Annotated in this window: 16 protein-coding genes and 1 pseudogene; 8 read left to right on the forward strand and 9 right to left on the reverse strand. The window is 71.0% G+C overall.

Annotated features, from left to right (window positions below; all coding sequences use genetic code 11):
* Window positions 1-111 precede the first annotated feature (111 nt).
* Complete coding sequence (locus SAM23877_RS27220; protein WP_053138767.1) at window positions 112-1638, forward strand: amino acid permease; 1527 nt, start codon at window positions 112-114, stop codon at window positions 1636-1638.
* A gap of 131 nt (window positions 1639-1769) precedes the next feature.
* Here SAM23877_RS27220 and SAM23877_RS27225 read toward each other — a convergent pair whose 3' ends face one another.
* A complete protein-coding gene (locus SAM23877_RS27225; RefSeq protein ID WP_053138770.1) occupies window positions 1770-2168 on the reverse strand; it encodes a PIN domain-containing protein in 399 nt (132 codons plus the stop codon).
* Between the two features lie 126 nt (window positions 2169-2294).
* Between SAM23877_RS27225 and SAM23877_RS27230 the strand changes: the two genes are divergently transcribed.
* On the forward strand, window positions 2295-2828 hold the full coding sequence (locus SAM23877_RS27230) for a hypothetical protein (protein ID WP_159041999.1): 534 nt from the start codon (window positions 2295-2297) through the stop codon (window positions 2826-2828).
* Window positions 2829-2851: 23 nt separating this feature from the next.
* On the opposite strand, the pseudogene SAM23877_RS37965 reads toward SAM23877_RS27230, so the two are convergent.
* Window positions 2852-3646, reverse strand: a pseudogene (locus tag SAM23877_RS37965) (IS5 family transposase).
* Between the two features lie 53 nt (window positions 3647-3699).
* Here SAM23877_RS37965 and SAM23877_RS27245 point away from each other — a divergent pair.
* Complete coding sequence (locus SAM23877_RS27245; RefSeq protein ID WP_053138779.1) at window positions 3700-4722, forward strand: PLL family lectin; 1023 nt, start codon at window positions 3700-3702, stop codon at window positions 4720-4722.
* Between the two features lie 152 nt (window positions 4723-4874).
* Window positions 4875-5993 (forward strand): PLL family lectin, encoded by a 1119-nt coding sequence (locus tag SAM23877_RS27250; protein ID WP_053138782.1) that lies wholly within the window; start codon window positions 4875-4877, stop codon window positions 5991-5993.
* A gap of 33 nt (window positions 5994-6026) precedes the next feature.
* Here the strand turns inward: SAM23877_RS27250 and SAM23877_RS27255 are convergent, their stop codons facing one another.
* A complete protein-coding gene (locus SAM23877_RS27255; RefSeq protein WP_053138785.1) occupies window positions 6027-7115 on the reverse strand; it encodes an LCP family protein in 1089 nt (362 codons plus the stop codon).
* A gap of 366 nt (window positions 7116-7481) precedes the next feature.
* Between SAM23877_RS27255 and SAM23877_RS27260 the strand changes: the two genes are divergently transcribed.
* Window positions 7482-11459: a bifunctional glycosyltransferase/CDP-glycerol:glycerophosphate glycerophosphotransferase gene (locus SAM23877_RS27260; RefSeq protein ID WP_079030470.1), complete on the forward strand. Its 3978-nt coding sequence runs from the start codon at window positions 7482-7484 to the stop codon at window positions 11457-11459.
* 151 nt (window positions 11460-11610) lie between these two features.
* Here SAM23877_RS27260 and SAM23877_RS27265 read toward each other — a convergent pair whose 3' ends face one another.
* Entirely contained in the window at window positions 11611-12519 is a 909-nt protein-coding gene (locus tag SAM23877_RS27265) for an endonuclease/exonuclease/phosphatase family protein (protein WP_053138788.1), read from the reverse strand.
* A 71-nt stretch (window positions 12520-12590) separates the two neighbouring features.
* Here SAM23877_RS27265 and SAM23877_RS27270 point away from each other — a divergent pair, with 71 nt between their 5' ends.
* The 3 genes from SAM23877_RS27270 to SAM23877_RS27280 are packed head-to-tail and all read left to right on the forward strand — an operon-like array spanning window position 12591 to window position 17169.
* Entirely contained in the window at window positions 12591-14051 is a 1461-nt protein-coding gene (locus SAM23877_RS27270; RefSeq protein ID WP_053138791.1) for a hypothetical protein, read from the forward strand.
* Window positions 14052-14099: 48 nt separating this feature from the next.
* Window positions 14100-15614, forward strand: coding sequence for an Ig-like domain-containing protein (locus SAM23877_RS27275; RefSeq protein ID WP_053138794.1), 1515 nt, complete (start codon window positions 14100-14102; stop codon window positions 15612-15614).
* A gap of 46 nt (window positions 15615-15660) precedes the next feature.
* Window positions 15661-17169, forward strand: coding sequence for a hypothetical protein (locus SAM23877_RS27280; RefSeq protein ID WP_053138797.1), 1509 nt, complete (start codon window positions 15661-15663; stop codon window positions 17167-17169).
* Between the two features lie 83 nt (window positions 17170-17252).
* On the opposite strand, the gene SAM23877_RS27285 is transcribed toward SAM23877_RS27280, so the two are convergent.
* From SAM23877_RS27285 to SAM23877_RS27305, 5 genes are all read right to left on the reverse strand, one after another.
* Window positions 17253-19382: a 3-hydroxyacyl-CoA dehydrogenase NAD-binding domain-containing protein gene (locus tag SAM23877_RS27285; RefSeq protein ID WP_053138800.1), complete on the reverse strand. Its 2130-nt coding sequence runs from the start codon at window positions 19380-19382 to the stop codon at window positions 17253-17255.
* Window positions 19379-20596 (reverse strand): thiolase family protein, encoded by a 1218-nt coding sequence (locus SAM23877_RS27290; RefSeq protein ID WP_053138803.1) that lies wholly within the window; start codon window positions 20594-20596, stop codon window positions 19379-19381. Before SAM23877_RS27290 ends, SAM23877_RS27285 begins: the two co-directional genes overlap by 4 nt.
* 182 nt (window positions 20597-20778) lie before the next feature.
* On the reverse strand, window positions 20779-22065 hold the full coding sequence (locus SAM23877_RS27295; protein WP_162492130.1) for a ribonuclease D: 1287 nt from the start codon (window positions 22063-22065) through the stop codon (window positions 20779-20781).
* 231 nt (window positions 22066-22296) lie between these two features.
* Complete coding sequence (locus SAM23877_RS27300; protein ID WP_003972894.1) at window positions 22297-22959, reverse strand: response regulator transcription factor; 663 nt, start codon at window positions 22957-22959, stop codon at window positions 22297-22299.
* 314 nt (window positions 22960-23273) lie between these two features.
* Window positions 23274-23951 (reverse strand): DUF3000 domain-containing protein, encoded by a 678-nt coding sequence (locus SAM23877_RS27305; RefSeq protein WP_079030471.1) that lies wholly within the window; start codon window positions 23949-23951, stop codon window positions 23274-23276.
* Between the last annotated feature and the right edge of the window lie 98 nt (window positions 23952-24049).

Raw genomic sequence — 24049 nt, forward strand, 5'->3', positions numbered from 1 at the left:
CGTTGCGGTGGTGAAACCTGCCCATCCGCGTGAATCCGCTCACGCCGGGGCATACGCAGTACGCCCCCCTCTCGATCATGTCGGGGACGACAAGCGTCGGAGGTAACCCCCGTGAGCAGCAGTCTCTTCAGGACCAAGAAGATCGAGCAGTCCATCCGTGACACGGAGGAACCGGAGCACGCGCTCAAGAAATCCCTGTCCGCGCTGGATCTGACCGTCTTCGGTGTCGGTGTCATCATCGGCACCGGCATCTTCGTACTGACCGGCACCGTCGCCAAGGACAACGCCGGACCCTCCACGGCCCTGGCGTTCGTCGTCGCCGGTGTCGTCTGCGCGCTCGCCGCGCTCTGCTACGCCGAGTTCGCCTCCACGGTTCCGGTGGCGGGCTCCGCGTACACCTTCTCCTACGCCTCACTCGGCGAACTGCCCGCCTGGATCATCGGCTGGGACCTGGTCCTGGAGTTCGCGCTCGGGACGGCGGTGGTGGCCGTCGGCTGGTCGGGCTACATCCGTTCGTTCTTCGAGAACGCCGGCGTGACGTTCCCCGAGGCCCTCAGCGGCCGGGACGGGGCCGAGGGCTTCGGCTTCGACATCCTCGCCGCCGGCCTGGTGCTGGTGCTCACCGGCATCCTCGTCCTCGGCATGAAGCTGTCGGCGCGGATCACCTCGATCGTGGTCGCCATCAAGGTGACCGTCGTCCTCATCGTGATCATCGCGGGCGCCTTCTTCATCAAGGGTTCCAACTACGACCCCTTCATCCCGGAGTCGAAGCCCGTGGAGGCTGGTGCGGGCCTCGACTCGCCCCTGATCCAGCTGATGTTCGGGTGGGCGCCGGCCAACTTCGGCGTGATGGGCATCTTCACCGCGGCCTCGGTCGTCTTCTTCGCCTTCATCGGCTTCGACATCGTCGCCACCGCCGCCGAGGAGACCCGCAACCCGCAGCGCGACATGCCCCGCGGCATCCTCGGCTCCCTGTTCATCTGCACCGCGCTGTACGTCGCCGTCTCCATCGTCGTCACCGGCATGCAGCACTACAGCGAGCTGTCCGTCGACGCCCCGCTCGCCGACGCGTTCAAGTCCACCGGGCACCCCTTCTTCGCGGGTGTGATCAGTTTCGGCGCCGCCGTCGGCCTGACCACGGTCTGCATGATCCTGCTGCTCGGCCAGACCCGGGTGTTCTTCGCGATGAGCCGGGACGGACTGCTGCCCCGCTTCTTCTCCCGCGTCCACCCGAAGTTCCGGACCCCGTACCGGCCGACCATCCTGCTCGGCGTGATCATCGCGATCGTCGCGGGTTTCACCAGCCTCAGCGAGCTGGCCGAGCTGGTGAACATCGGCACGCTGTTCGCGTTCGTCATCGTCGCGATCAGTGTGATCATCCTGCGCCGGACCCGCCCCGACCTGCCCCGGGCCTTCCGCACCCCGCTGGTGCCGGTGCTCCCGATCGTGTCGGTCGCCGCCTCGCTGTGGCTGATGCTGAACCTGCCCGCCGAGACCTGGGTGCGGTTCGGCGTCTGGATGGCGATCGGCGTCGTCGTGTACTTCCTCTACAGCCGCACCCACAGCCGCATGGCTCTCGGCGAGGAGACACCGGCCGACGGCCCGTCGAAGCCGCCCGGGGGTGGCGCCGCGGTGTGATCACCCCGGTCACCTGCCACTCCGGCCCGGTACGTCCCCCTGCACGGGGACTGCCGGGCCGGACGCGTACGCGGTCGCGCGGGCCGGAGCAGGTACGTCCCACGGGACCGCGTACGTCCCGCCGGGCGGTGTCACGTGGGCCGCACCGTCCGCGGCCCCGCCACCTCGGCGCCCAGCTCCGTCACCCGGCGGCGCAGCTCCCGGTCGGCCGTCACGACCAGGACGGCACGTTCCCCCGAGACCGCGGCGACCAGGTCGACCATGTGGTCGTCCCCGCTGCCGGGGGCCGACTCCACCCGCACGCCGGGCACGGAGTCCACCCCGCAGGCCGCGCCCTCGACGACGAGGACGACCTCCACCGGGCCGGGCCGCCCCGGTACACCCTGCGACGCCAGGAGGTCCCGCAACCGCTCCGCCGCCCCGCGCCGGTCCCGCCACCAACCGTCCGGCACCGACCCGACCACGTTCGCGGCGTCGACGATCACGAGGAGACTGAGGAGGGAGGAGCCGTCGCTCGTGGGGGCGCTCATGGAAGGCAGGGTCGCATGCTCCGGGCGAGCGCGTGCGCGCGGCGGCTTAGACGTCGTTTTTTATGGCGCTCTTGCGGTTATCGTGCCGAGGGGCCATCGCTGGGGTTGGGCAAGGGGTGGGGGATCGTGGACGAGGCGTTTGACGCTGCGGGAACGGCGCTGTGTTGCGCCGCAGCCATCCGGCTGGGCGGAGCCGTGCAGGTACTGACCACGCGATCTGCCCTGCTTGACCACTACAACCCGATCATGGCGGGGCTGGAGAACATCACAGCGTTTCTCGACGGTCGAGGGCTCGATGACAACTTGCTCGGCTCTGCGTTCGCCGAGAGTTGGTCCCTGGATGCCAGGTATCCGGCAGATCTCGCCGGCCACGCCTTTGTCAAAGGATGGTCATCTCTGGTCTTCGGCACGGTGGTGCTGACCAGGCCGAAGCACCAGAACATTACGTCAGCGAAGACCCTGGAGTTTGCCTCGAAGGCGGCGGCATCCTGGCCGACCGCCGTCCGTATCGGCTCCTTCGACAGCCTGCTCCGCTTCGAGGCAGCGTGCCAGCAAGAGGCGGAAGCCCGGATGCGGGAGGGCGGTCTTCCTGCTCTGTGGAAACTGACGGAAGATCGAACAAAGCAGTATCGCCAGACGACGGAACAGTTCATCGGATAACCGGCGTCTCAGCCTGCCAGTCTTCAGAAGCCGATGAGGGCTGCGGCTATGCCGACGAAGGCGAGGAAGTGTTCGGCCTTGCGTTCGTAGCGGCGGTGGAGCCTTCGGCAGCCGGCCAGCCAGGACACGGTTCGCTCGACCACCCAGCGGTGCCGGCCCAGCCGTTGTGAGGACTCGATGCCCTTGCGGGCGATGCGAGGGCGAATGCCCCGCTGGCGCAGCCATCGCCGCAGGTGGCCGTAGTCGTAACCCTTGTCGGCGTGCAGTTTCGCCGGCTTCCGGCGCCGGGGTCCGCGGCGGGAGCGGATGGGCGGGATGCCCCGGACGAGCGGCTCCAGGCCCTGGCTGTCGTGCATGTTCGCGCCGGAGATGCCCAGGGACAGCGGTAGTCCGTTGCGGTCACAGATCAGGTGGATTTTCGATCCCGGTTTGCCGCGGTCGGTCGGATTCGGCCCCGTCAATGGCCCCCTTTTGCGGCCCGCAGACTGACCGAGTCGATCGCGCACCGGGACCAGTCCAGTTCGCCTCGCGCTCCGAGTTCGTCGAGGATCACGCGGTAGAGCCTGGCCCAGACCCGATCCCGGCTCCACTGGGCGAACCGGCGGTAGACCGTGGGCCAGGCCGGGCCGAACACCGGCGGCAGCTGCCGCCAGGTGCAGCCTGAGGTCGCCACGAAGATGATCGCCGCCAGGGCCTCGCGGTCACCTGCTCGGGCGTCGACCGCCGCCCTGCGGACGTATCACTTCAGTCGGTGGTACCACCTGCCTGAACAGCACCCACAACTCGTCCGGCACCAGTCGCTCCACGAGATCCGTCATGCACGGATCAACGAACTGTCACGCCATAAGAAACGACGTCTTAGAGTGATTCGGTGAATGGTGAGTGGCTCATACGCGGTCGGGACGGCCGACTCAGCGTCTATCAGATGTCCAATGAAGCGGTGCTGTGTCGCGCTGAGCGCGCGCCAGGCGGTCCCTGGGAGGTCCCGCGCAAGGTGGGCGGGGATCAGCGGCTGCTTCCCGGTCCGGCGATAGGTCAGGGTGCCGACGCCTATGTGCACCTGGTCTCCTGGCTGCCCACGGCGTCCGGCGAGTCCAGTGTGGTGCACTCCACTCACTTTCGGCCCCTGCTGGCCGCCCTGGACTGGGAACCCCTCGGCCATCCGAACGACGCCGGCGACCGGACCGGTACGCCCGTCGTCGCGGTCGACGCCCAGGGCCGCGCACACGTTTTCGTGCGCAACGACAGCGGAGGGCTCAGCATGCGCGCCCAGAAGCAGAGGGGCGGCTGGGGCCCGTGGCGTGACTTGAGGGGCAGGCAGCTACAGGACGTGCCCGTCGCCGCGGCGGGCAAGGGCGGACGTATTGAGGTGTACGCGACCGCCCCTGGTGCGATCCTGCACTGGCGCCAGGAAAAGCCCGGCGTCAAGTTCGAGTTGGTGGAGTCGGTGGCGACTGCGGCCCGCCCGGGCTCGCTGCGCGCACTCGCCACATCCCCGGAGCGCACCACCGTCTTCTTCACCGACGCCGACAGCGGCGAGCTCTGCGCCTGGCGCCCCGGCGACAAGCCGGTGCCCCTGGTGACCGCCGCCGGCCCGGGCCCGGTCGCGGCCGTCCGCTGCGTCATCGACGGCCACGACTGCACGCTGGTCGCCCAGCGCTCGACGGACACCGGACGGGTCGTCTTCGCCGCGTACCCGTCGGAGCAGGAGGTGATGGGCGCGCAGTGGACGGAGTCGGGCCCCGCGCTGCCGGCCGACGCGTTGGTGTCCCTGGCCCTTGACGCCGACGAGCGACTGGTGGCGGCCACGCTCTGTCCGTCCACCGGCGAGCTCCGGCTCACCCGGCGCAAGGACGAACCGGGTCTCGCGCTCGGTCCCTGGCAGGCCGTCTGACCGCGCCGCGACGCCCCCACGACGGCTTCGCGGCCGTCCGGTGAGGTCCGGTGACCGCGCCATGGGGAACTGGTGAACGAACGACATATGATGTTGCGCGTTCTAGGGTCCCTGTCCGTGACACGGCGGGCTTCAGGAAGGTGCAGCAGCCCATGCGGAGAAAGTCGGCAGGCCCCGTCGGCACCGCTCGACAGGACGGGCCCGGCACCCCGGAGCCGGGCGGCGCGCCCGAATCGGCCCACGGCGACTGGCTCACCCTCGGCAAGGACGGCCGCCTCAGCCTCTACGTACCCGCCGACGGCGGTCTGGTGCGCTGGACGGAGACGGTCGCGGGCGGCCCCGGCTGGAGCGGACCGCATGTCGTGCCCGCGCCCGGACTGACCCATCTGACGGTGGTGCAGGGCGCGGACACCTACGTCCACTTCCTCGGCCGCAGGGAGCGCGAGCGGGCCGACGGAGCGCTCGGTGTGGACGTCGTGCACGCGATCCAGTACCAGACGGGACTGGCCTTCACCGAATGGCGTTCACTCGGCAACCCGCACCGGGACCGGGAGCAGGGCCGCCGGCTCGGACCGCCGGTCGGGGCCGTCGCGGCCGACGGCACGGTGCACGTCTTCGTGCGGAACGCGCACGGCGGCCTGGCGCTGCGCCGCGAGTCGCCGAACGGCAAGTGGCGGGCCTGGGAGGACCTCCAGGGCGGCGAGACCGACGCCCTGCCGGCGCCGCTCGCCCTCGCCGGGGGACGGCTGGAGGTCTGCGCCGCGTCCGCGTCGGGTGTCCTCGTCTGGCGCCAGACCGCGCCGGGCGGCGACTTCACCGGCCCCCGCGGCTTCGCCCTGCGTCCGCTGCCGGGGACGGTCACCGCGCTGGAGACCGGGCCGGACCGTGCCACGTTCTTCTGGACCGACGCCGACAGCGCGGGAGCGGCCGCGTGGCGGGAGGGCGACTGGCCGGTCGCGCTGGGCGGATCACCGGCCGGGCAGGGGTACGCGTCCCTGCGTACGGCGGTGGACGGTTACGACTGCGTCGTGCTCGCCCACCGGGAGCGGGACGGCTCCGTGACGCTCGGCATGGGCGGCACCGAGAACGAGGCCGGTGGCTTCTGGTGGTACCCGCTGGGCGAGTCCTGCCAGGGCGTTCCCGCACTCGCCCGGGACGGACACGGGCGAGTGGTGCTGGCGCTGATCGGGTCCGACGGCGCGCCGAAGGTGGCCCGTCAGGACGACGGTGCCGGCCTCTCCTTCACCCGGTGGCACACCCTCGGGCGCTGAGCGGCCGGCACCTTCGCGTCGTACGGCCCGGGGTCAGCCGCCCGTCGCGGGGGACTTCTTGGCCGACTCGGGGATCTCGGAGTCCGAGCGGACGGCCTTCCACAGCTCGGTCGCCTGCGGCTCGGCGGCGACGACCCGGTTCGGGTCGGTCTTGTCGTACGCCACCGGCAGCATGATCGTCTCCATCGTCGCCGGGTCGACCCCGTTCATGCTGCGCCCGAACTCCGCCAGGCTGGTCAGCGAGGCCAGTTCGGAGTCGGTGGTGAGCGCGGAGGTCAGGGTGTCGGCGATCCTGTAGGTCTTCGTGGGGCTGCCCAGCAGGTCCTGCTTCTTGACCTCGCTGAGCAGCGCCACCAGGAACTGCTGCTGGAGGCCGATGCGGCCGAGGTCGCTGCCGTCGCCGACTCCGTGCCGGGTCCGGACGAAGGCCAGGGACTCGGTGCCGTCCAGCGTGTGGGTGCCGGCGCTCAGGTCCAGGCCGCTGGAGCTGTCCTTGATGGGCTCGTCGATGGTGACGGGCACCCCGCCGATGGCATCGACCAGGCCCTTGAAGCCGGCGAAGTCGATCTCCACGTAGTGGTCCATGCGGACGCCGGACATCTTCTCCACGGTCTTGACCACGCAGGCCGGCCCCGCGAGGGAGTACACGGAGTTGAACATCACACGCTTCGCCTCGGGCAGGTCGGAGCCGTCCGCTTTGGCGCACCGCGGTCGGGTGACGAGGGTGTCGCGAGGGATGCTCACGGCGACGGCCTGCTTGCGGCCCTCGGGTATGTGCACCACCAGGGCGGTGTCCGAACGCGCCCCGGCGACCTTGCCGGTACCGAGCGAGGCGTTGGCGCCGGCCCGCGAGTCCGAGCCGAGGACCAGCAGGTTCTGACCCGTGGTCGGCAGCTTCTCGGGCCGGTCCTCACCGAGGGCCTCGTTCAGGTCCACCCCGTCGATGTTCCCGTTCAGGCCGCTGTAGAGCCAGTAGCCGGTACCCCCGGCGGCGAGCAGGAGGACGAGGAACGACAGCAGGACGATCCGTCCCCAGCGCCTGCGGCGGCGCGGTGCACGGCGACCGCCGTTCGGCGCGGCCCGGCGGCTACGCCGAGGCTCCGTGGTGGCGGTATGGCTCATGGTGTTCGGTTCCTCTCCTCACGGGCTCCGCGTGGCGGAGTCGCAGGGGCCCGGGTGGGGGGAGGCCGGTCCACTATGCGGTCATGTAGATGCGAGCACTATATGCGCTTACGCACAGTGATTTTACGAGCCGGAAACCATAGCGCGTTACAGCGATGGACGCCACATTAACTGGCCTTGACCATCCTTAAGGGTGACATAAGATGTGGCGAACCTGTGACCGTAGTGAGGGGGCTTCGCTCGCGGTCGGGGGGTCAGGTGAAGCCAAGGCGGTTGAGGGGACCGCGGGTGCACCAGGTAGGGGTGGGAAGTCCGGTACGGACTGTTGGTGGCCCGTTGGGCGAAATGTCTTGGTAGGAGTGCGAGTTGGTGGATCATCCGCGTCTGAGCATCGTCGTGCCCTTTCAGGACGTCGAGACCTATCTCGCCGAATGCCTGGAGTCCATCGCGCGCCAGTCGTTCCGCGACTTCGAGGTGATCCTCGTCGACGACGGCTCCACCGACGGCTCCTCGCGCATCGCCGCCGACTTCTGCGCCGCCGACCCGCGCTTCCGCATGATCCGCCAGGAGCCGAACGGCCCCGGCCACGCGCGCAACACCGGGCTGCGCGCCATGCACCCCCAGGGCGAGTTCCTGGCCTTCGTCGACGGGGACGACGTCATCCCCGAGTACGCGTACGGGCTGCTGGTCCGGACCCTGGAGGGGTCCGACTCGGACTTCGTCTCGGGCAACGTGCAGATGATGAACTCCACCAAGAAGTGGCAGTCACCGCTGCACAAGGGGCCGATGCAGAAGAACCGGCGCGGCACGCACATCACCAGGTTCGAAGCACTGATCTACGACCGCACGGTCTGGAACAAGATGTTCCGGCGGTCCTTCTGGGACTACCACTACATCGCCTTCCCCGAAGGCGTCATGTACGAGGACTCGTGGGTCAACATGTACGCCCACTTCCGGGCCGCCAAGGTCGACGTCGTCACCGACATCGTGTACTTCTGGCGCCGGCGCGAGGGCGGGGCCGCGCCCTCGATCACCCAGCGTCACACCGAACTGTCCAACCTGCGCGACCGGGTCGCGGCGGTGCAGTCGGTCAGCCGCTTCCTGGCGGACCGGCGTTCGCGGCAGTACGAGGAGAGCAAGCGCAAGTACGACCTCGCCTGCCTGAAGTCCGACCTGATGCTGCACCTCAAGGTGCTGCCGGACGCGGACGAGGAGTACCGCCAGTCGTTCATGCGGTGGGCCAACGAGTTCCTCGACGAGACCGACCTCACCATCATCGACGAACTCCCCGCGGACGCCCGAGTCAAGTGGCTCCTGGTGCGCGAATGGCGGCTGGCCGAGCTGCTGGAGGTCATCGACTTCGAGCGCCGCGGCGGGCCGATGCCGGTCCAGCGGCGCTTCCACCGCTATCTCAAGTACCCCTACCTCGGGGACCGCGGGGTCGGCCTCGACAAGAAGGCGTTCCGCCTCGACAAGGAACTCTCCCTGCACGGTTCGCTCAGCGGCGCCCGCTGGAGCACCAACGGCCACCTGCTGACCCTCACCGGCACCGCGTACGTGCGCTACATCAACGTGCACAAACGGCACATGTCGGTGAAGGCGATCGCCCTGCGGAACAAGAAGCAGGGGCGCATGGTGATCACCGCGGCGAAGACCACCTACGCGCCGCAGGCCACCGAATCCTCCAACCAGAATCGTTACTGCTACGACTGGGCCGGCTTCGAGACCCGCATCGACACCACCCGCCTCAAGCGCAAGGGCCAGTGGGCCGAGGGGACCTGGGACGTGGCCACCGGCGTCCTCAGCCGCGGACTGTTCCGCTACCGCGGCATCGACCGGGGCGGCGCGGGCAGCGCGGCGAACCCGCCGTACCGGTACGTCGACAAGAACACCCGCATCCTCCCGGTCTTCCTCCAGGGCAAGCTGAAGCTGCGGGTGGAGGTCGTGCGCTGCCGGATCACGGCCCACCGGGTGGTCGGCGACCAGCTGGAGCTCCGCGGCGTGTACCTCGGCCCGAAGGTGCCCGAGTGGGGCAAGCTCCGCGTCACCAGCCTGAGCGGCGCGGGCCAGCACGACGGCCGGGTGTACTTCACCCCGGGCGGCGAGGGCTGGTGCACCTTCGCGGCCAGGCTGCCGCTGCGCTCGCTGGTGCCGGCCTTCCGGGCCGACGCCCAGGCCGACACGGACATCCCGCAGTCGTGGAGCATGGGCAGCAACGGCTGGAAGACGACCCTCCACGTGGAGGGCCGCAAGACGGCCATCTACCCCGTCATGGCGGAGGAGACCCCGGACGGGCACTACCGCATGCCCGCCGCGCTGCAGACCCGCGAGGGCGACCGGGAGGTCGTGGTCCACCGCAACGGCTCGGGTTACCTGGTGCTCTTCGAGCGGGCCACCCTGCCCACGACGACGGCGTTCACCTGGCGCGAGGACGGTGCGCTGGAGCTCCACGGCCGGTACCTGGCCGCGGACCGGCTGTCGCCGCGGGAGTACCAGGACGCACACCTGGTGGTCCGCTCACGGGCGCACGGCGCGGAGCGCGCGGTCCCCTTGGAGTGGAACGGCAACGCGTTCCGGACCGTCGTCCGCCCGGCCGCCATGCGCACCCTGGCCGGCGGCATCCCGCTCGCGGCCGGCCGCTGGGACTTCTTCCTGCGGCGGCAGGACCTGTCGGCGGTGGCCCGCGAGGACCGTCTCGAAGACCTGATGCTGAAGACCGAACAGGACCTCATCACCGCCCTCCCCGAGGAGTACGAGGCGGACGAGCGGCGCTACGACCTCCAGGCCGAGGCCTACGACCGGCTGTCCCTGCTCGTGCACTCGGCCATGCCCGACCACGCCCGCGGCCCGTACCGTCAGAAGCTGCTGCGCACCAAGGCGTATCCGGCGGCCCGCCGGCAGCGGGTGCGCCCCGCGATCCTCTTCGACGCCTTCAAGGGCACCCAGTACTCGGACAGCCCCCGGGCCCTGCACGAGGAACTGCTCCGGCGCGGTACCGACCTCGAACACCTGTGGGTGGTCCGCGACGACCAGGTGGAGGTGCCGCACACCGCGATCCCGATCCGCATGTGGTCGCCCGAGTGGTACGAGGCCCTCGCCACCAGCCGGTACGTCGTCGCCAACAACCACCTCCCGGACTGGTTCCACAAGCGCGACGGCCAGATCGTCGTCCAGACCTGGCACGGCACCCCGCTGAAGAAGATCGGGCACGACATCGAGTCCATCCACTTCGCCGACCAGCGCTACCTGGAACGGGTCGAGAAGGAGGTGCGGAACTGGGACATGCTGGTCTCGCCCAACAGCTTCTCCACCCCGATCCTCCAGCGCGCCTTCGGCTTCCCCGGCGAAATGGTGGAGTCCGGCTACCCGCGCAACGACATCCTGCGCCTGTCCGGCACCGAGCAGCGCGAGCAGGAGATCCGGCGCCGGATCGGCCTGCCCGACGGCAAGCGGGTCGTGATGTACGCGCCCACGTGGCGCGACGACCAGTACTACGCGCCCGGCAAGTACAAGCTGGACTTCCGCATCGACCTGGAGGACGCCCGCGCCAGGCTCGGCGCCGAGCACGTGCTCCTGGTCCGCCGTCACCCCAACGTCGTGGACCCGGTCCCGGGCGCCGGCGACGGGTTCGTCTTCGACGTCTCCGACTATCCCGACATGGCCGACCTCTCCCTGATCACGGACATCATGATCACGGACTACTCCTCCCTGATGTTCGACTACGTCAACACCGGACGGCCGATCCTCTTCTTCACCTACGACCTCGACCACTACCGCGACACCCTGCGCGGCTTCTACTTCGACTTCGCGAGCAGCGCCCCGGGGCCGCTCCTGGACACCTCCGAGGACCTGGTGTCGGCCGTCGAGCAGATCGACCGGATCCAGGACGCCTACGCCGAGCGGTACCGCTGGTTCCAGCGCGAGTTCTGCGACCTCGACGACGGGTACGCCTCCGCGCGCCTCGCCGACCGGATGCTGGTGGCGGGCGGCGACCTGGCGCCCGGCCAGGCGCACGCACCGGCCGTCGGAACCGTCGACACCGGGCAGGCCGGGCGGGCCATGACACCGGTGCGGGGCGTGGCCGGCAGCTGGTTCACCGCGCCGCGCCGGCCGGTGCGGGCCCGGACCGCCGAGACGGAGGCGGCCGGGGCGGTTCCCGCGCAGCCCGGTCCCGCGCACGCCACCGCGCCGCGGCAGGTGCACGTGCCGCAGCAGCACCCGCACGTGCCGCAGCACCACCCGCACCTGCCGCGGCTCACGCCCGCCGGGTCCGACCAGCCGGCCGAGACGTTCGGGCAGGCACCGGCCACCGAAGGCCGGACCTACGAAGGCGCGATCGTATGACGCCGGCGATCCGCCCCGACGGCGGCACCCGGCCACGCGGCGCCGCCCCCGAAGGCACCGGCGCCCCATGACCGCGCCCTCGTCCGCCTCGTCGGCGTCCGGTCCGTCCCCCGGCCACGGAGGAGGGGCCGGGCGTCCCTCCGGCACGGCCTCAGCCGGTGTGCATCCGCATCAGCAGCGCCCGGTGGTCGGAGAACCCGGTGTCGCGCACCGTGCAGGAGGACCGAGGCAACCCGGCGAAGAGATAGTCCAGTTTGTGACCGGAGACATGGGTCGCACGGCCCGACCGGTCGGTGCCGGACGTCTGGTCGCACTCCCGGAAGGCGTCGTAGGCGGCGGAGGGCCACACCCAGGCGGACCGGTTGCGGGCGCCGGGCGGCCTCAGGTTGAAGTCGCCGCCGAAAACCGTGCGCCGGCCGGGAACCGCCGCGACCAGTGCCTTCAACTGGTCGTCACGGTACTCCCGCCCGGGGTGCGCCCGGTCGCTGCCGGGAAGGCTCAGGTGGGCGTTGCACACCCGGACGTCGAAGGCCGCGACGGTCGCGCACAGGATGCCGCGCCGCAGCCCGACCTCGGGCTGGCGCGTGGGGACCGACCGCACCGAGGACAGCGGGCGGTCCGAGAGGACGGCGAGCCCGGCCGTGCCCCGGCCGCGCCCCTCGCAGTCGATCGCTGCGGTCCGCCCGCCGCCGTCACGCCAGGTGTAGGGCCGGAAGGACAACCGCCAGCTCTCACCGAGGGCCTCGCGCACCGACTCCGCATGCGTGGCGCAGGCCTCCTGGAGGAGCACGACGTCGGCCCCGGCGTCGACGAGCCGCTCCACCGCGCGCCGCTTCTCCGAGCCACTGCCGGTGCCCGCGCAACCCCACTGCCGCACGCCGCACATGTTCCAGGTCGCCACCGTCAGAGTGCGGCCGGCGGCCGGCGACCGCGTCCCGTCCGTGGCGGTGCGCACCAGCACCGCCGCGAGGACCGCCGTCACGGCGAGTACCGCGACCAGGGCGATCAGTGCGCCGCGGCGGCGAACGCCGGGCGGGAGCGAGGGGGCCGTGAGAGGCATCCCGACATCATGTCCGATCAGGTGATTCGGAGCCAATCCGACGATCTGTCCCCGAAACTGGAGTGCCGTACATGTCCAAAGCATCCTCGAGCGGGCGGAAGCTGTTCAACGGGATCGAGGCGTCGGGGACGTTTCCGGTCGAGTACCGGTTCTCCCACGCCAAGAGCGGCAACCGCCACCTCGTCGTGGTGTTCGCCAACTTCTCGGCGCCCGAGGACTACGGCTGGTCCAACGGCGTCTTCGACAACGTGCGCGCCAACATCCTGTGGATCCGTGACCGCTTCGACGGGATGAACGCCTACTACCTGTGCCGGAACATGGACTTCGGCCTGGCGGAATCGGTGCAGACCCTCATCTCCAACGTGATGCGGTCGCTCGGGCTCACCCCGGACCAGGTCACCCTGTGGGGCGGCTCCAAGGGCGGCAGCGCCGCGCTGTACTTCGGACTGCGCCACGGCTACCGGAACATCGTGGCCATCGTCCCGCAGTTCCTCGTCGGCGACGCCCTGGAGAAGCGACACCCGAAGGTCTCCGCCTACATGCTCGGCGAGGGGGCGCCGGCGCACCACGCACGGGTCCTGGACGCCCTCCTGCCCGACCTGGTGCGCAGCCGGGCCAACCCCGGCGCCAACATCTACGTCCTGTCCTCGCCGCAGGACGAGCACTACGCCGTGCAGGTGGAGCCCTTCCTCGGCATGTTCCAGGGGTACGAGAACTTCAACTTCCTGTACAGCGAGTCGCCCACCATCTCCGGCCACGCCACGGTGACCAGGCGGAACGTCCCGGCGCTGGTCGGCCTGCTGAACCTGCTGGCGGACGGTTACGCCCCCCGCCTCGGGTTCGTGCGCCACGCCGCCGAGGAGTTCGACCGGGACCAGTCGGGCATCGACGCCTACCTCTCCGCCACCTCGAAGGTCCAGGGCACCGACGCCTTCGCCCCGCCGGTGGTCACCTCCCCGGCCTACAACAGTGAGGTACCGGTCCCCGCCGTCCACTTCGCCGGACTCGCCCCGGGCGCGGTGCGGGTGAGCATGTGGCGCAACGGCAAGTTCGTGGCGTCGCCGGAGGTCGCGGCCGACGGGACCTGGTCCTGGCAGCCGGCCAAGCCGTGGGCCGCGGGGAACCACCTGGTCAAGATCTTCGCGGTGGACCCGGCCGGCTTCCACTCCAGCCGGGTCGAGGTGCCGTTCACGGTGGTGGACGGCCCTGTCGCGGGCCCGGCCGCCCCCGCCCCACCGGTCGTCTCCGTGCCCGGCCCGGGGCAGCAGGTGGGAACCTCGGTCGCCTTCCACGGGAGCGCACCGGGCGCGGTCCAGGTGGGATTCAGGCAGAACGGCGTACTCCTGGGCGCGGCGGCCGTCGCGCCGGACGGCGTCTGGGGCTGGGACCCGGGCTGGCCGTGGCCGGTGGGCCGGCACCTGGTCGAGGTCGTCGCGGTGGACGCCCACGGCGTGGAGTCCGCTCCGGCCCCGGCCGACTTCACGGCTCTGGACGTCTCCGTGCCCGCAGGTCACCTTCCGCCGCGGTACTGAGTACCGACGGCCGCCGATCACAACGACTCCACGAGTGGAAAGCCGCCCATGCCGAAAGCAGCGTCGAAGGCGCGCCAGATCATCACCGGGATCGACACGTCCGGTGCGCACCCGGTCGAGTACCGCTTCGCCCACGCGAAGAAGGGGAACCGCCACCTGACGGTCGTCTTCGCCAACCTCGCGGCGCCGGACGACTACGGCTGGTCCACGGGCACCCTCGACGACCTTCGTTCCAACATCCTGTGGATCCGCGACCGTTTCGACGGGGGACTGACCTACTACCTGTGCCGGGAGATGGACTTCTCCGTCGAGCGGTCCGTCATCGACCTGATCACCAAGGTCGTGTCGGCGCTCGGTCTGACCCCGAACGACGTCACCCTCTGGGGCAGTTCGAAGGGAGCCAGCGCGGCCCTCTGGTTCGGCCTGCGGTACGGCTTCCGGAACATCGTCGCGTGCGTCCCCCAGTTCCGCATCGGCACCTTCGTCCGCGAGGTGTATCCCAAGGTGGGCCGCTCCATGCTCGGTGAGGGGCTCCCCGAGGAGAACGCGCGGGTGCTGGACGCGATCCTCCCCGACCTGCTGCGGGCGGGCACCAGTCCGGAGGCCAACATCTACCTCGTGTCGTCGCCGCAGGACGAGCAGTACCGGGACCAGGTCGAGCCCTTCCTGGACCTGCTGCGGCGCTACCCCCACTTCAACTACATCCACAGCGAGTCCCCGTTCGTCCGGGAGCACAACCAGGTCACCCTGCGCAATGTGCCGCCCCTCCTCGGGATCGCCTACCTGCTGGTCGAGGGCATCACCCCGCGGCTCGGTGTGACCCGGCACGGCTACGAGGAACCGGATCGGGACACCTCGGCCATCGACGGCTTCCTCGGCGCGACCGCCAAGGTCAAGGAGGGCGCGGCCTTCCGGCCACCGGTCGTGACGGTCCCGGCCGCGGGGGGCCGACTGCCCCCGACGGACACGCCCTTCAGGGGGACGGCCCCGGGCGCGGTGCGGGTGAGCCTGTGGGAGAAGGGCAAGTTCCTGGCCTCGCCCCCGGTCGCCGCCGACGGCACCTGGTCGTGGGCGCCGTCCAAGCCGTGGGCCGAGGGCGAGCACCGCGTCAAGATCTTCGCGGTGGACGGGGCGGGCTTCCACTCGGCGACGACGGAGGTCCGCTTCACGGTGACCCGGGACGCCGCACCCGGCACGCCGCCGCCGGACGGCCCCGGCCCCGCGGCGCAGGCGGCATGGCCCGCGGCGCCGGTCCTGCGCCCGCCGGTCGTCTCCCTGCCCGCCGCACACCAGCAGGTGGCGGGGGCAGCGGTCGTGTTCCGCGGCATCGCCCCCGGCGCCGTACAGGTCCGCTTCCGCGGGAACGGCGCACTGCTGGGGATGAACGGCGTACGGCCGGACGGGACCTGGTCCTGGGAGCCGGGTCTGCCCTGGCCCGAGGGCCCGCACCTGGTCGAGGCCGTCGCCGTCGACGCGGACGGCGTGGAGTCCGTGCCCGTCCAGGTCCCCTTCGCCGTCGCCCCCACGGCCGCACCGGCCGGCTCCTTCACGCCGCGGTACTGACCACCGCCGCCACCGCCGTCGAACACCTCATGAGTGGAAGCCACACATGCCCACAGCACCGTCGCCAGCACGCGAACTGATCAACGGGACCGACACCTCCGGCGCCTATCCCGTCGAGTACCGCTTCACGCATGCCAAGGGCGGCAACCGCCATCTCGTCGTGGTGTTCGCCAACTTCGGCGTCACCGACGACTACGGCTGGTCGAACGGCGTCCTCAACCCGGTCCGGGCCAACATCCTGTGGATCCGCGACCGGTTCCGCGGCATGCGCAGTTACTACCTGTGCGAGGGGATGGACTTCTCCCTGGAGCAGTCCGTGATCGGGGTCATCTCCAAGGTGATGCACGCCCTGGACCTGACCCCCGACCGCGTCACGCTCTGGGGCGGTTCCAAGGGCGGCAGCGCGGCCCTCTACTTCGGCATGCGCTACGGGTTCGGCAACATCGTCTCCATCGTGCCGCAGTTCCTCATCGGCACCTACATAAAGACCGTCCACCCCAAGACCGCCCGCTTCATGCTGGGTGAGGGGGCGCCCGAGGAGAACGTCCGGGTGATCGACGCGATCCTGCCCGACCTCGTCCGCTCGGGCGTCGCCCGGCAGTCGAACATCTACCTGCTCTCCTCGCCGCAGGACGAGCAGTACGCGGAGCAGGTCGAGCCCTTCCTCCCTCTCTTCCAGGGCTACGACAACTTCAACTTCGTCTACAGCGAGTCGCCCTACATCACCAAGCACTCGGAGGTCACGCGCCGCAACGTGCCCTTCCTGATGGGTCTCATCAACATGCTCGCGGACGGCCTCCCCCCGCGGCTCGGCCTGGTGCGCAACGGGTACGAGGAACCCGACCGCGACACCTCGGCCATCACCGCCTACCTGTCCGACACCTCCCGGGACAAACCCGCCGAGCTCCCGCTGCCGGTGGTCACCCACCCGGCCCCCCACAGCGAACTGCCCACGGACGGCGTGTTCTTCGCCGGGACGGCGTACGGCGCCGTACGCGTGAGCCTGTGGGAGCACGGCAAGTTCCTGGGCTCGCCGTCCGTCGCCGCTGACGGCACCTGGTCCTGGCGGCTGAGCAAGCCCTGGAGCAAGGGCAAGCACCAGGTCAAGGCGGTCGCCTGGGACGCGGCCGGAGGCCACACCAAGGGGGTCGTCGTCCCGTTCACCACGGTGGCCGGTGCCGGTGCCGCCCCCGCGAGCGCGATCCCGGCCCAGCCCGCCGCACGGTTCGAGGCTGCGCCGACGGGCGGGCGGCCGGCGGCGCCGGCGGTCCAGTCCCCGGTGGCGTACGAGCAGCTGGCCACCCCGGCCGTGCGGTTCACCGGCCTCGCCCGGGGGGCCGCGCAGGTGGGGTTCAGGGCGGGCGGCACCCTCCTCGGAGGCAGCCCGGTCGCGGTCGACGGACGCTGGGCCTGGGACTCCGGCTGGCCGTGGCAGGAGGGCCGGCACACGGTGGAGGTGTTCGCCGTGGACGCGGCGGGCAACGAGTCCCCGGCCACCCTGGTCCCCTTCGCCGTGGCGCACACCCCGGCGGGCGCGACACCCTACGGCTACTGACCGCACCCGCGGCGGCACGCGAGAGGGCCCCCGCCTCAGGGCGGGGGCCCTCTCGTCGTCGTACCGGGGTACGCGCGCGGAGCCTACGCGGGCACGCTCGCCACGCCCGTCTCCAGGAACCGCTTCCCGTTCACCCGCTCGGCGACGCCCTCACGGTCCAGGTACGGCGTGATGCCGCCCAGGTGGAAGGGCCAGCCGGCGCCGGTGATCAGGCACAGGTCGATGTCCTGGGCCTCGGCGACGACGCCCTCGTCGAGCATGAGGCCGATCTCCTGGGCCACCGCGTCCAGCACGCGCTCGCGGACCTGCTCCTCGGTGAGGACGGTGTCGCCCTGCTTGAGCAGCGCGGCGACCTCGGGGTCCAGCTCGGGCTTGCCGCTGTCGTAGACGTAGAAGCCGCGCTTGCCCGCCTCGACGACCGCCTTGAGGTTCGGGGAGACGGTGAAGCGCTCCGGGAAGGCCCGGTTGAGCGTCTCGGAGACGTGCAGGCCGATCGCCGGACCGACCAGCTCCAGCAGCACCAGCGGCGACATCGGCAGTCCGAGCGGCTCCACGGCCTTCTCGGCGACCTCGACGGGGGTGCCCTCGTCGATGACGTTCTGGATCTCGCCCATGAAGCGGGTCAGGATGCGGTTCACGACGAACGCCGGGGCGTCCTTCACGAGGACCGCGGTCTTCTTCAGCTTCTTGGCGACGCCGAACGCCGTGGCCAGCGAGGCGTCGTCGGTCTGCTCGCCGCGGACGATCTCCAGCAGCGGGAGGATCGCGACCGGGTTGAAGAAGTGGAAGCCGACGACCCGCTCGGGGTGCCTCAGCTTCGACGCCATCTCCGACACGGACAGCGAGGAGGTGTTGGTGGCGAGGATCGCGTGCGCCGGGGCGACGGCCTCGACCTCCGCGAACACCTTCTGCTTGACGCCCATCTCCTCGAACACGGCCTCGATGATGAAGTCCGCGTCCGCGAAGCCCTCGGCCTTGTCCAGGACGCCGGTGACCAGGGCCTTGAGCCGGTTGGCCTTGTCCTGGTTGATCCGGCCCTTGCCGAGCAGCTTGTCGATCTCGGCGTGGACGTAGCCCACACCCTTGTCGACGCGCTCCTGGTCGATGTCGGTCAGGACGACCGGCACCTCCAGGCGGCGCAGGAAGAGCAGCGCGAGCTGGGAGGCCATCAGGCCGGCGCCGACGACGCCCACCTTGGTGACCGGGCGGGCCAGCGACTTGTCCGGGGCGCCCGCGGGGCGCTTGCCGCGCTTCTGCACCAGGTTGAAGGCGTAGATGCCGGAGCGCAGCTCGCCGCCCATGATCAGGTCGGCGAGGGCCTGGTCCTCGGCGTCGTAGCCCTGCTGGAGGTCGCCGTTCTTGGCGGCGGCGATGATGTCCAGGGCGCGGTAGGCGGCCGGGGCGGCGCCGTGCACCTTGGAGTCGGCGATGAAGCGGCCCTTGGCGACGGCCTGGTCCCAGGCCTCGCCGCGGTCGATCGCCGGACGCTCGACGACGATCTCGCCCTTGAGGACGGACGCGGTCCAGATCAGCGACTGCTCCAGGAAGTCCGCGCCCTCGAAGATCGCGTCCGCGATGCCGAGTTCGTGGACCTGCGCGCCCTTGAGCTGCTTGTTCTGGTTCAGGCTGTTCTCGATGATGACCGAGACGGCCTTGTCGGCGCCGATCAGGTTCGGCAGCAGCGTGCAGCCGCCCCAGCCGGGGACCAGGCCGAGGAAGACCTCGGGCAGCGAGAACGCGGGGAGGGCCGCCGACACCGTGCGGTACGCGCAGTGCAGGCCGATCTCGACGCCGCCGCCCATGGCCGCGCCGTTGTAGTACGCGAAGGTCGGCACGGCCAGCTGCGACAGCCGCTTGAAGACGTCGTGGCCGCCCTTGCCGATGGCCAGCGCGTCCTCGTGCCGCTTCAGCAGCTCGACGCCCTTGAGGTCGGCGCCGACCGCGAAGATGAACGGCTTGCCGGTGACGCCGACGCCGACGATCTCGCCGTCCGCGGCCTCCTTCTCGACCCGGTCGATCGCGGCGTCGATGTTCGCCAGCGACTGCGGGCCGAGCGTGGTCGGCTTGGTGTGGTCGTGACCGTTGTCCAGGGTGATCAGGGCGAAACGGCCCGCACCCAGGGGGAGGTCGAAGTGGCGTACGTGCGCCTGCGTGACGACCTCGCCGGGAAACAGCTCGGCCGCACCCTTCAGAAGCTCTGCGGTGGTGCTCACTTGTCCCCCTCGAAGTGCGGGTTCTCCCAGACGACCGTCGCGCCCATGCCGAAGCCGACGCACATGGTGGTCAGGCCGTAGCGGACGTGCGGCTGCTCCTCGAACTGGCGGGCCAGCTGCGTCATCAGACGCACGCCGGAGGAGGCCAGCGGGTGGCCGAAGGCGATGGCGCCGCCGTACTGGTTGACGCGCGCGTCGTCGTCGGCGATGCCGTAGTGCTCCAGGAAGGCCAGCACCTGGACGGCGAAGGCCTCGTTGATCTCGAACAGGCCGATGTCGTCGATGGAGAGGCCGGCCTGCGCCAGGGCCTTCTCCGTCGCCGGGATCGGGCCGTAGCCCATCACCTCGGGCTCGACGCCCGCGAAGGCGTACGAGACCAGGCGCATCTTGACCGGGAGGTCGTTCTCGCGGGCGAAGTCCTCGCTCGCGATGAGCGAGGCGGTCGCGCCGTCGTTCAGACCGGCCGCGTTGCCCGCGGTGACCCGGCCGTGCACACGGAACGGCGTCTTGAGACCCGCCAGGTTCTCCAGGGTGGTGCCCGGCCGCATCGGCTCGTCGGCCGTGACCAGACCCCAGCCGGTCTCGCCGGCCTCCTCGTTGGTGCGGCGCACCGACACCGGCACCAGGTCGGCCTGGATCTTGCCGTTGGCGTACGCCTTGGCGGCCTTCTCCTGGGAGCGCACGGCGTACTCGTCGGCGCGCTGCTTGGTGATGCTCGGGTAGCGGTCGTGCAGGTTCTCGGCGGTCATGCCCATGAACAGGGCGGACTCGTCGACCAGCTTCTCGCTGACGAACCGCGGGTTCGGGTCCACGCCCTCGCCCATCGGGTGGCGGCCCATGTGCTCGACACCGCCCGCGATCGCGACGTCGTACGCGCCGAAGGCGACCGAGCCGGCCACCGAGGTGACGGCGGTCAGGGCGCCCGCGCACATGCGGTCGATCGAGTAGCCGGGGACCGAGGTGGGCAGGCCCGCCAGGATTCCGGCGGTGCGGCCGATGGTCAGGCCCTGGTCGCCGATCTGCGTGGTCGCGGCGACGGCGACCTCGTCGATCTTCTTGGGGTCGAGACCGGGGTTGCGGCGCAGCAGCTCCCGGATCGCCTTCACGACCAGGTCGTCGGCGCGGGTCTCGTGGTAGATGCCCTTCGGGCCCGCCTTGCCGAACGGGGTGCGGACGCCGTCTACGAAGACGACGTCCCTGACGGTACGAGGCACGATGGCTCTCCTCCAGGGTGCGGGGTGGCACTGCTGCGGCACGCATGCACTGAGCGCGCGCTCAGGCCCATGCTACTTGTGGGTAACGTAGCTGCACAGTCCCCCCGGCTGGAGCGGCGAACGTCACACCGTCCGGTCACCGCTCCACCCTGGATCTTGGCCGGAACTCGCCGCCGCTCCGCCTACGACACGCCCTCGCCGAGCGCCGCCACCAGGGCGGGCGTCACCTGCTCCACCTGCCAGGGACGGGCTCCGTGCCCCGCGAGGGCCGCGCCCACGGACTCGGCGTCGACCGTCGCCGGGGGCTCCCAGCAGACCCGGCGCACGGTGTCCGGCGTGATCAGGTTCTCCTGCGGCATGTTCAGCCGCTCGGCGAGCGCCGTCACCGCCGCCCGTGCGGCGGACAGCCGGGCCGCGGCGGCGGGGTCCTTGTCGGCCCACGCCCGCGGGGGCGGGGGACCGGTCACCGGCTGGCCGGGCTGCGGCAGCTGCGACTCGGACAGCCCCCTGGCCCGGTCGACCGCGACCTGCCACTGCTCCAGCTGCCGGCGGTTGACCCGTCCGAAGCCGTTCAGCGCGGCGAGCGCGTGCGCGTTGGGCGGGAGCGCGAGCGCGGCCTCGACGATGGCCGCGTCCCCGAGCACCTTGCCGGGGGAGACGTCGCGGCGCTGCGCGATGCGGTCCCGGGTCTGCCACAGCTCCCGCACCACGGCCAGCTGACGGCGCCGGCGCACCTTGTGCATGCCGGAGGTACGGCGCCAGGGGTCCTTGCGGGGCTCGGCCGGCGGGGCCGACGCGATCGCGTCGAACTCCTGCCGGGCCCACTCCAGCTTCCCCTGCCGGTCCAGCTCCTTCTCCAGCGCGTCGCGCAGGTCGACGAGGAGCTCGACGTCGAGCGCGGCGTAGCGCAGCCAGGGCTCGGGCAGCGGGCGCGTGGACCAGTCGACCGCCGAGTGGCCCTTCTCCAGGACGAAGCCCAGGACGTTCTCCACCATCGCGCCGAGCCCGACCCGCGGGAAGCCGGCGAGCCGCCCGGCCAGCTCGGTGTCGAAGATCCGGGTGGGCACCATCCCTATTTCACGCAGGCACGGCAGGTCCTGGGTGGCCGCGTGCAGCACCCACTCCACGTCGGAGAGCGCGGTGCCCAGCCCCGACAGGTCCGGGCAGGCCACCGGATCGATCAGTGCGGAGCCGGCGCCCTCGCGGCGCAGCTGCACGAGGTACGCGCGCTGGCCGTAGCGGTAGCCGGAGGCGCGCTCGGCGTCGACGGCGACGGGACCGCTCCCCGCGGCGAAGGCGGCGGTCACCTCGGCGAGGGCGGACGCGTCGGCGATCACCGGCGGAACGCCCTCGCGCGGTTCGAGCAAAGGGGTCGGCGCCTGAGTCACAGAAGATCCGGCGTCGTCCGGAGGGGCGCCTCCGGTGGTTCGCAGTGAAGGGTCTGCTGCGGTTTCGTGGGCGTCGGTCACCTGTCAAGGGTATCCGTGGATCGACGGCGCCCGCCGACGGAACGTTCCGTCGGCGGGCGCCGGGGGGTCGTAAACCAGTCAGGTCAGTGAAAGATCCGCTTCAGGGAGGGGGGGCGGAGGGCGGAGAGGAGGGAGCGCAGGGGCAGGGAGGAGGGAGCGGAGGGGTGGGGAGTGGGGAGCGGTCGGGAACGGGGGAGGGGCGGGACGGGGGACGGTAAGGGCGGACTTCGGTCAGTGGATGATGCCGGTGCGCAGCGCCACGGCGACCATTCCGGCGCGGTCGCCGGTGCCGAGCTTGCGGGCGATGCGGGCCAGGTGGCTCTTGACGGTCAGGGCCGACAGGCCCATCGAGACGCCGATCGCCTTGTTCGACTGGCCCTCCGCGACCAGTCGCAGCACCTCCACCTCGCGGCCGGAGAGCTCGCGGTAGCCGCCCGGGTGGCTCGGGGCACCCGGGGGGCGGCGGTGCAGGCGGGCGGCGGCGGCGCCGATGGGGGCCGCGCCCGGCCGGGTGGGGAGCCCGACGTTGGTACGGGTACCGGTGACGACGTAGCCCTTCACTCCGCCGGCGAGGGCGTTGCGTACGGCGCCGATGTCGTCGGCGGCGGACAGGGCGAGCCCGTTGGGCCAGCCCGCGGCACGGGTCTCCGACAGCAGGGTCAGGCCGGAGCCGTCGGGGAGGTGGACGTCAGCGACACAGATGTCGCGGGGGTTGCCGATGCGGGGACGAGCCTCCGCGACGGACGAGGCCTCGATGACGTCGCGCACACCGAGGGCCCACAGATGGCGGGTGACGGTGGAGCGGACGCGCGGGTCGGCCACGACCACCATGGCGGTCGGCTTGTTCGGGCGGTAGGCGACCAGGCTTGCAGGCTGCTCGAGGAGAACGGACACCAGGCCTCCTGGGGAGTGGGACGGGGCCGGCTCGTGGGGGTGAAGCCGGGACGAACCGTGCTTTCAAGGTCACAGTCGTCTTCGGCACCGAACCCGTCCGCCTTTAGAGAATGATCACGATCTAGTGAGTAACAATCCGAGCAATTCGGACACGCGGTCGATCATTCGAAGATCAAACGGTTCCGTACTTTGTCGATACGGTGCCGAAAGTTGTCGTGTCGACAAAGTGACGGAACGTTTCGCGGGCCGGACGGGGCCCGGGTGCACAGAAGGTGGAGAGGCCAGGAGGGGAAGAACGAAGGGGACGCGGACCGTCAACGCGACTGCGGGCCGCGGCGCTGCGGCAGCGTGACGATCGACGCGTCCCCCGGTGTGGCCGGCGGCAGGCCCGCGACCTGGGCCAGCAGGTCGCACCACGAGGCGAGGTGGGCGGTGGTGTCCGGGACGCCGCCCAGGCCCTCGCGGGGCGTCCAGGACGCCCGGATCTCGATCTGCGAGGCGGACGGGCGGGCCGAGAGCCCTCCGAAGTAGTGGGAACTCGCGCGTGTGACGGTGCCGCTGGGCTCGCCGTACGCCAGTCCGCGGGCCTGGAGGGCACCGGTGAGCCAGGACCAGCACACCTCCGGCAGCAGCGGATCCGCGGCCATCTCGGGCTCCAGTTCGGCCCGCACCAGCGTCACCAGCCGGAAGGTGCCCCGCCAGGCGTCGTGCCCGGCCGGGTCGTGGAGCAGCACCAGCCGGCCGTCCGCGAGATCGTCGTCGCCGTCGACCACCGCGGCCTCCAGCGCGTACGCGTAGGGGGCGAGCCGCTGGGGGGCGCGCGTCGCCTCCACCTCGATCTGCGGCCGCAGTCGCGTCGTCCTGAGCGCCTCGACGGCGGCCGTGAAGGCCGGCGGTGCCGTACTCCCCGTATGCCGGGCCTCCTCCTCGGTACCCTTCTGCTCGTCCATTCCGCCAGCGCCGTCCGACAGTCGTCCCTGAGCCGCAGCCATGCGGGGAAGATTAAGCGGAACAGCGCCTCGGCGCAGGGAGGGACACCCGCGTGCGGGCGCGATGTCCGGATCACGCGGTCCCGCGCGGGCGCCCTCCA

Source organism: Streptomyces ambofaciens ATCC 23877 (genome assembly GCF_001267885.1).
Classification (GTDB): Bacteria; Actinomycetota; Actinomycetes; order Streptomycetales; family Streptomycetaceae; genus Streptomyces; species Streptomyces ambofaciens.

Excerpts from the sequence above, each read along its gene's own strand:
- SAM23877_RS27250 (WP_053138782.1), top strand. The coding sequence starts at position 4,875 with ATGCGGAGAAAGTCGGCAGGCCCCGTCGGCACCGCTCGACAGGACGGG.
- SAM23877_RS27270 (WP_053138791.1), top strand. The coding sequence starts at position 12,591 with ATGTCCAAAGCATCCTCGAGCGGGCGGAAGCTGTTCAACGGGATCGAG.
- SAM23877_RS27255 (WP_053138785.1), bottom strand. The coding sequence starts at position 7,115 with ATGAGCCATACCGCCACCACGGAGCCTCGGCGTAGCCGCCGGGCCGCG.
- SAM23877_RS27305 (WP_079030471.1), bottom strand. The coding sequence starts at position 23,951 with ATGGCTGCGGCTCAGGGACGACTGTCGGACGGCGCTGGCGGAATGGAC.
- SAM23877_RS27275 (WP_053138794.1), top strand. The coding sequence starts at position 14,100 with ATGCCGAAAGCAGCGTCGAAGGCGCGCCAGATCATCACCGGGATCGAC.
- SAM23877_RS27265 (WP_053138788.1), bottom strand. The coding sequence starts at position 12,519 with ATGCCTCTCACGGCCCCCTCGCTCCCGCCCGGCGTTCGCCGCCGCGGC.
- SAM23877_RS27225 (WP_053138770.1), bottom strand. The coding sequence starts at position 2,168 with ATGAGCGCCCCCACGAGCGACGGCTCCTCCCTCCTCAGTCTCCTCGTG.
- SAM23877_RS27280 (WP_053138797.1), top strand. The coding sequence starts at position 15,661 with ATGCCCACAGCACCGTCGCCAGCACGCGAACTGATCAACGGGACCGAC.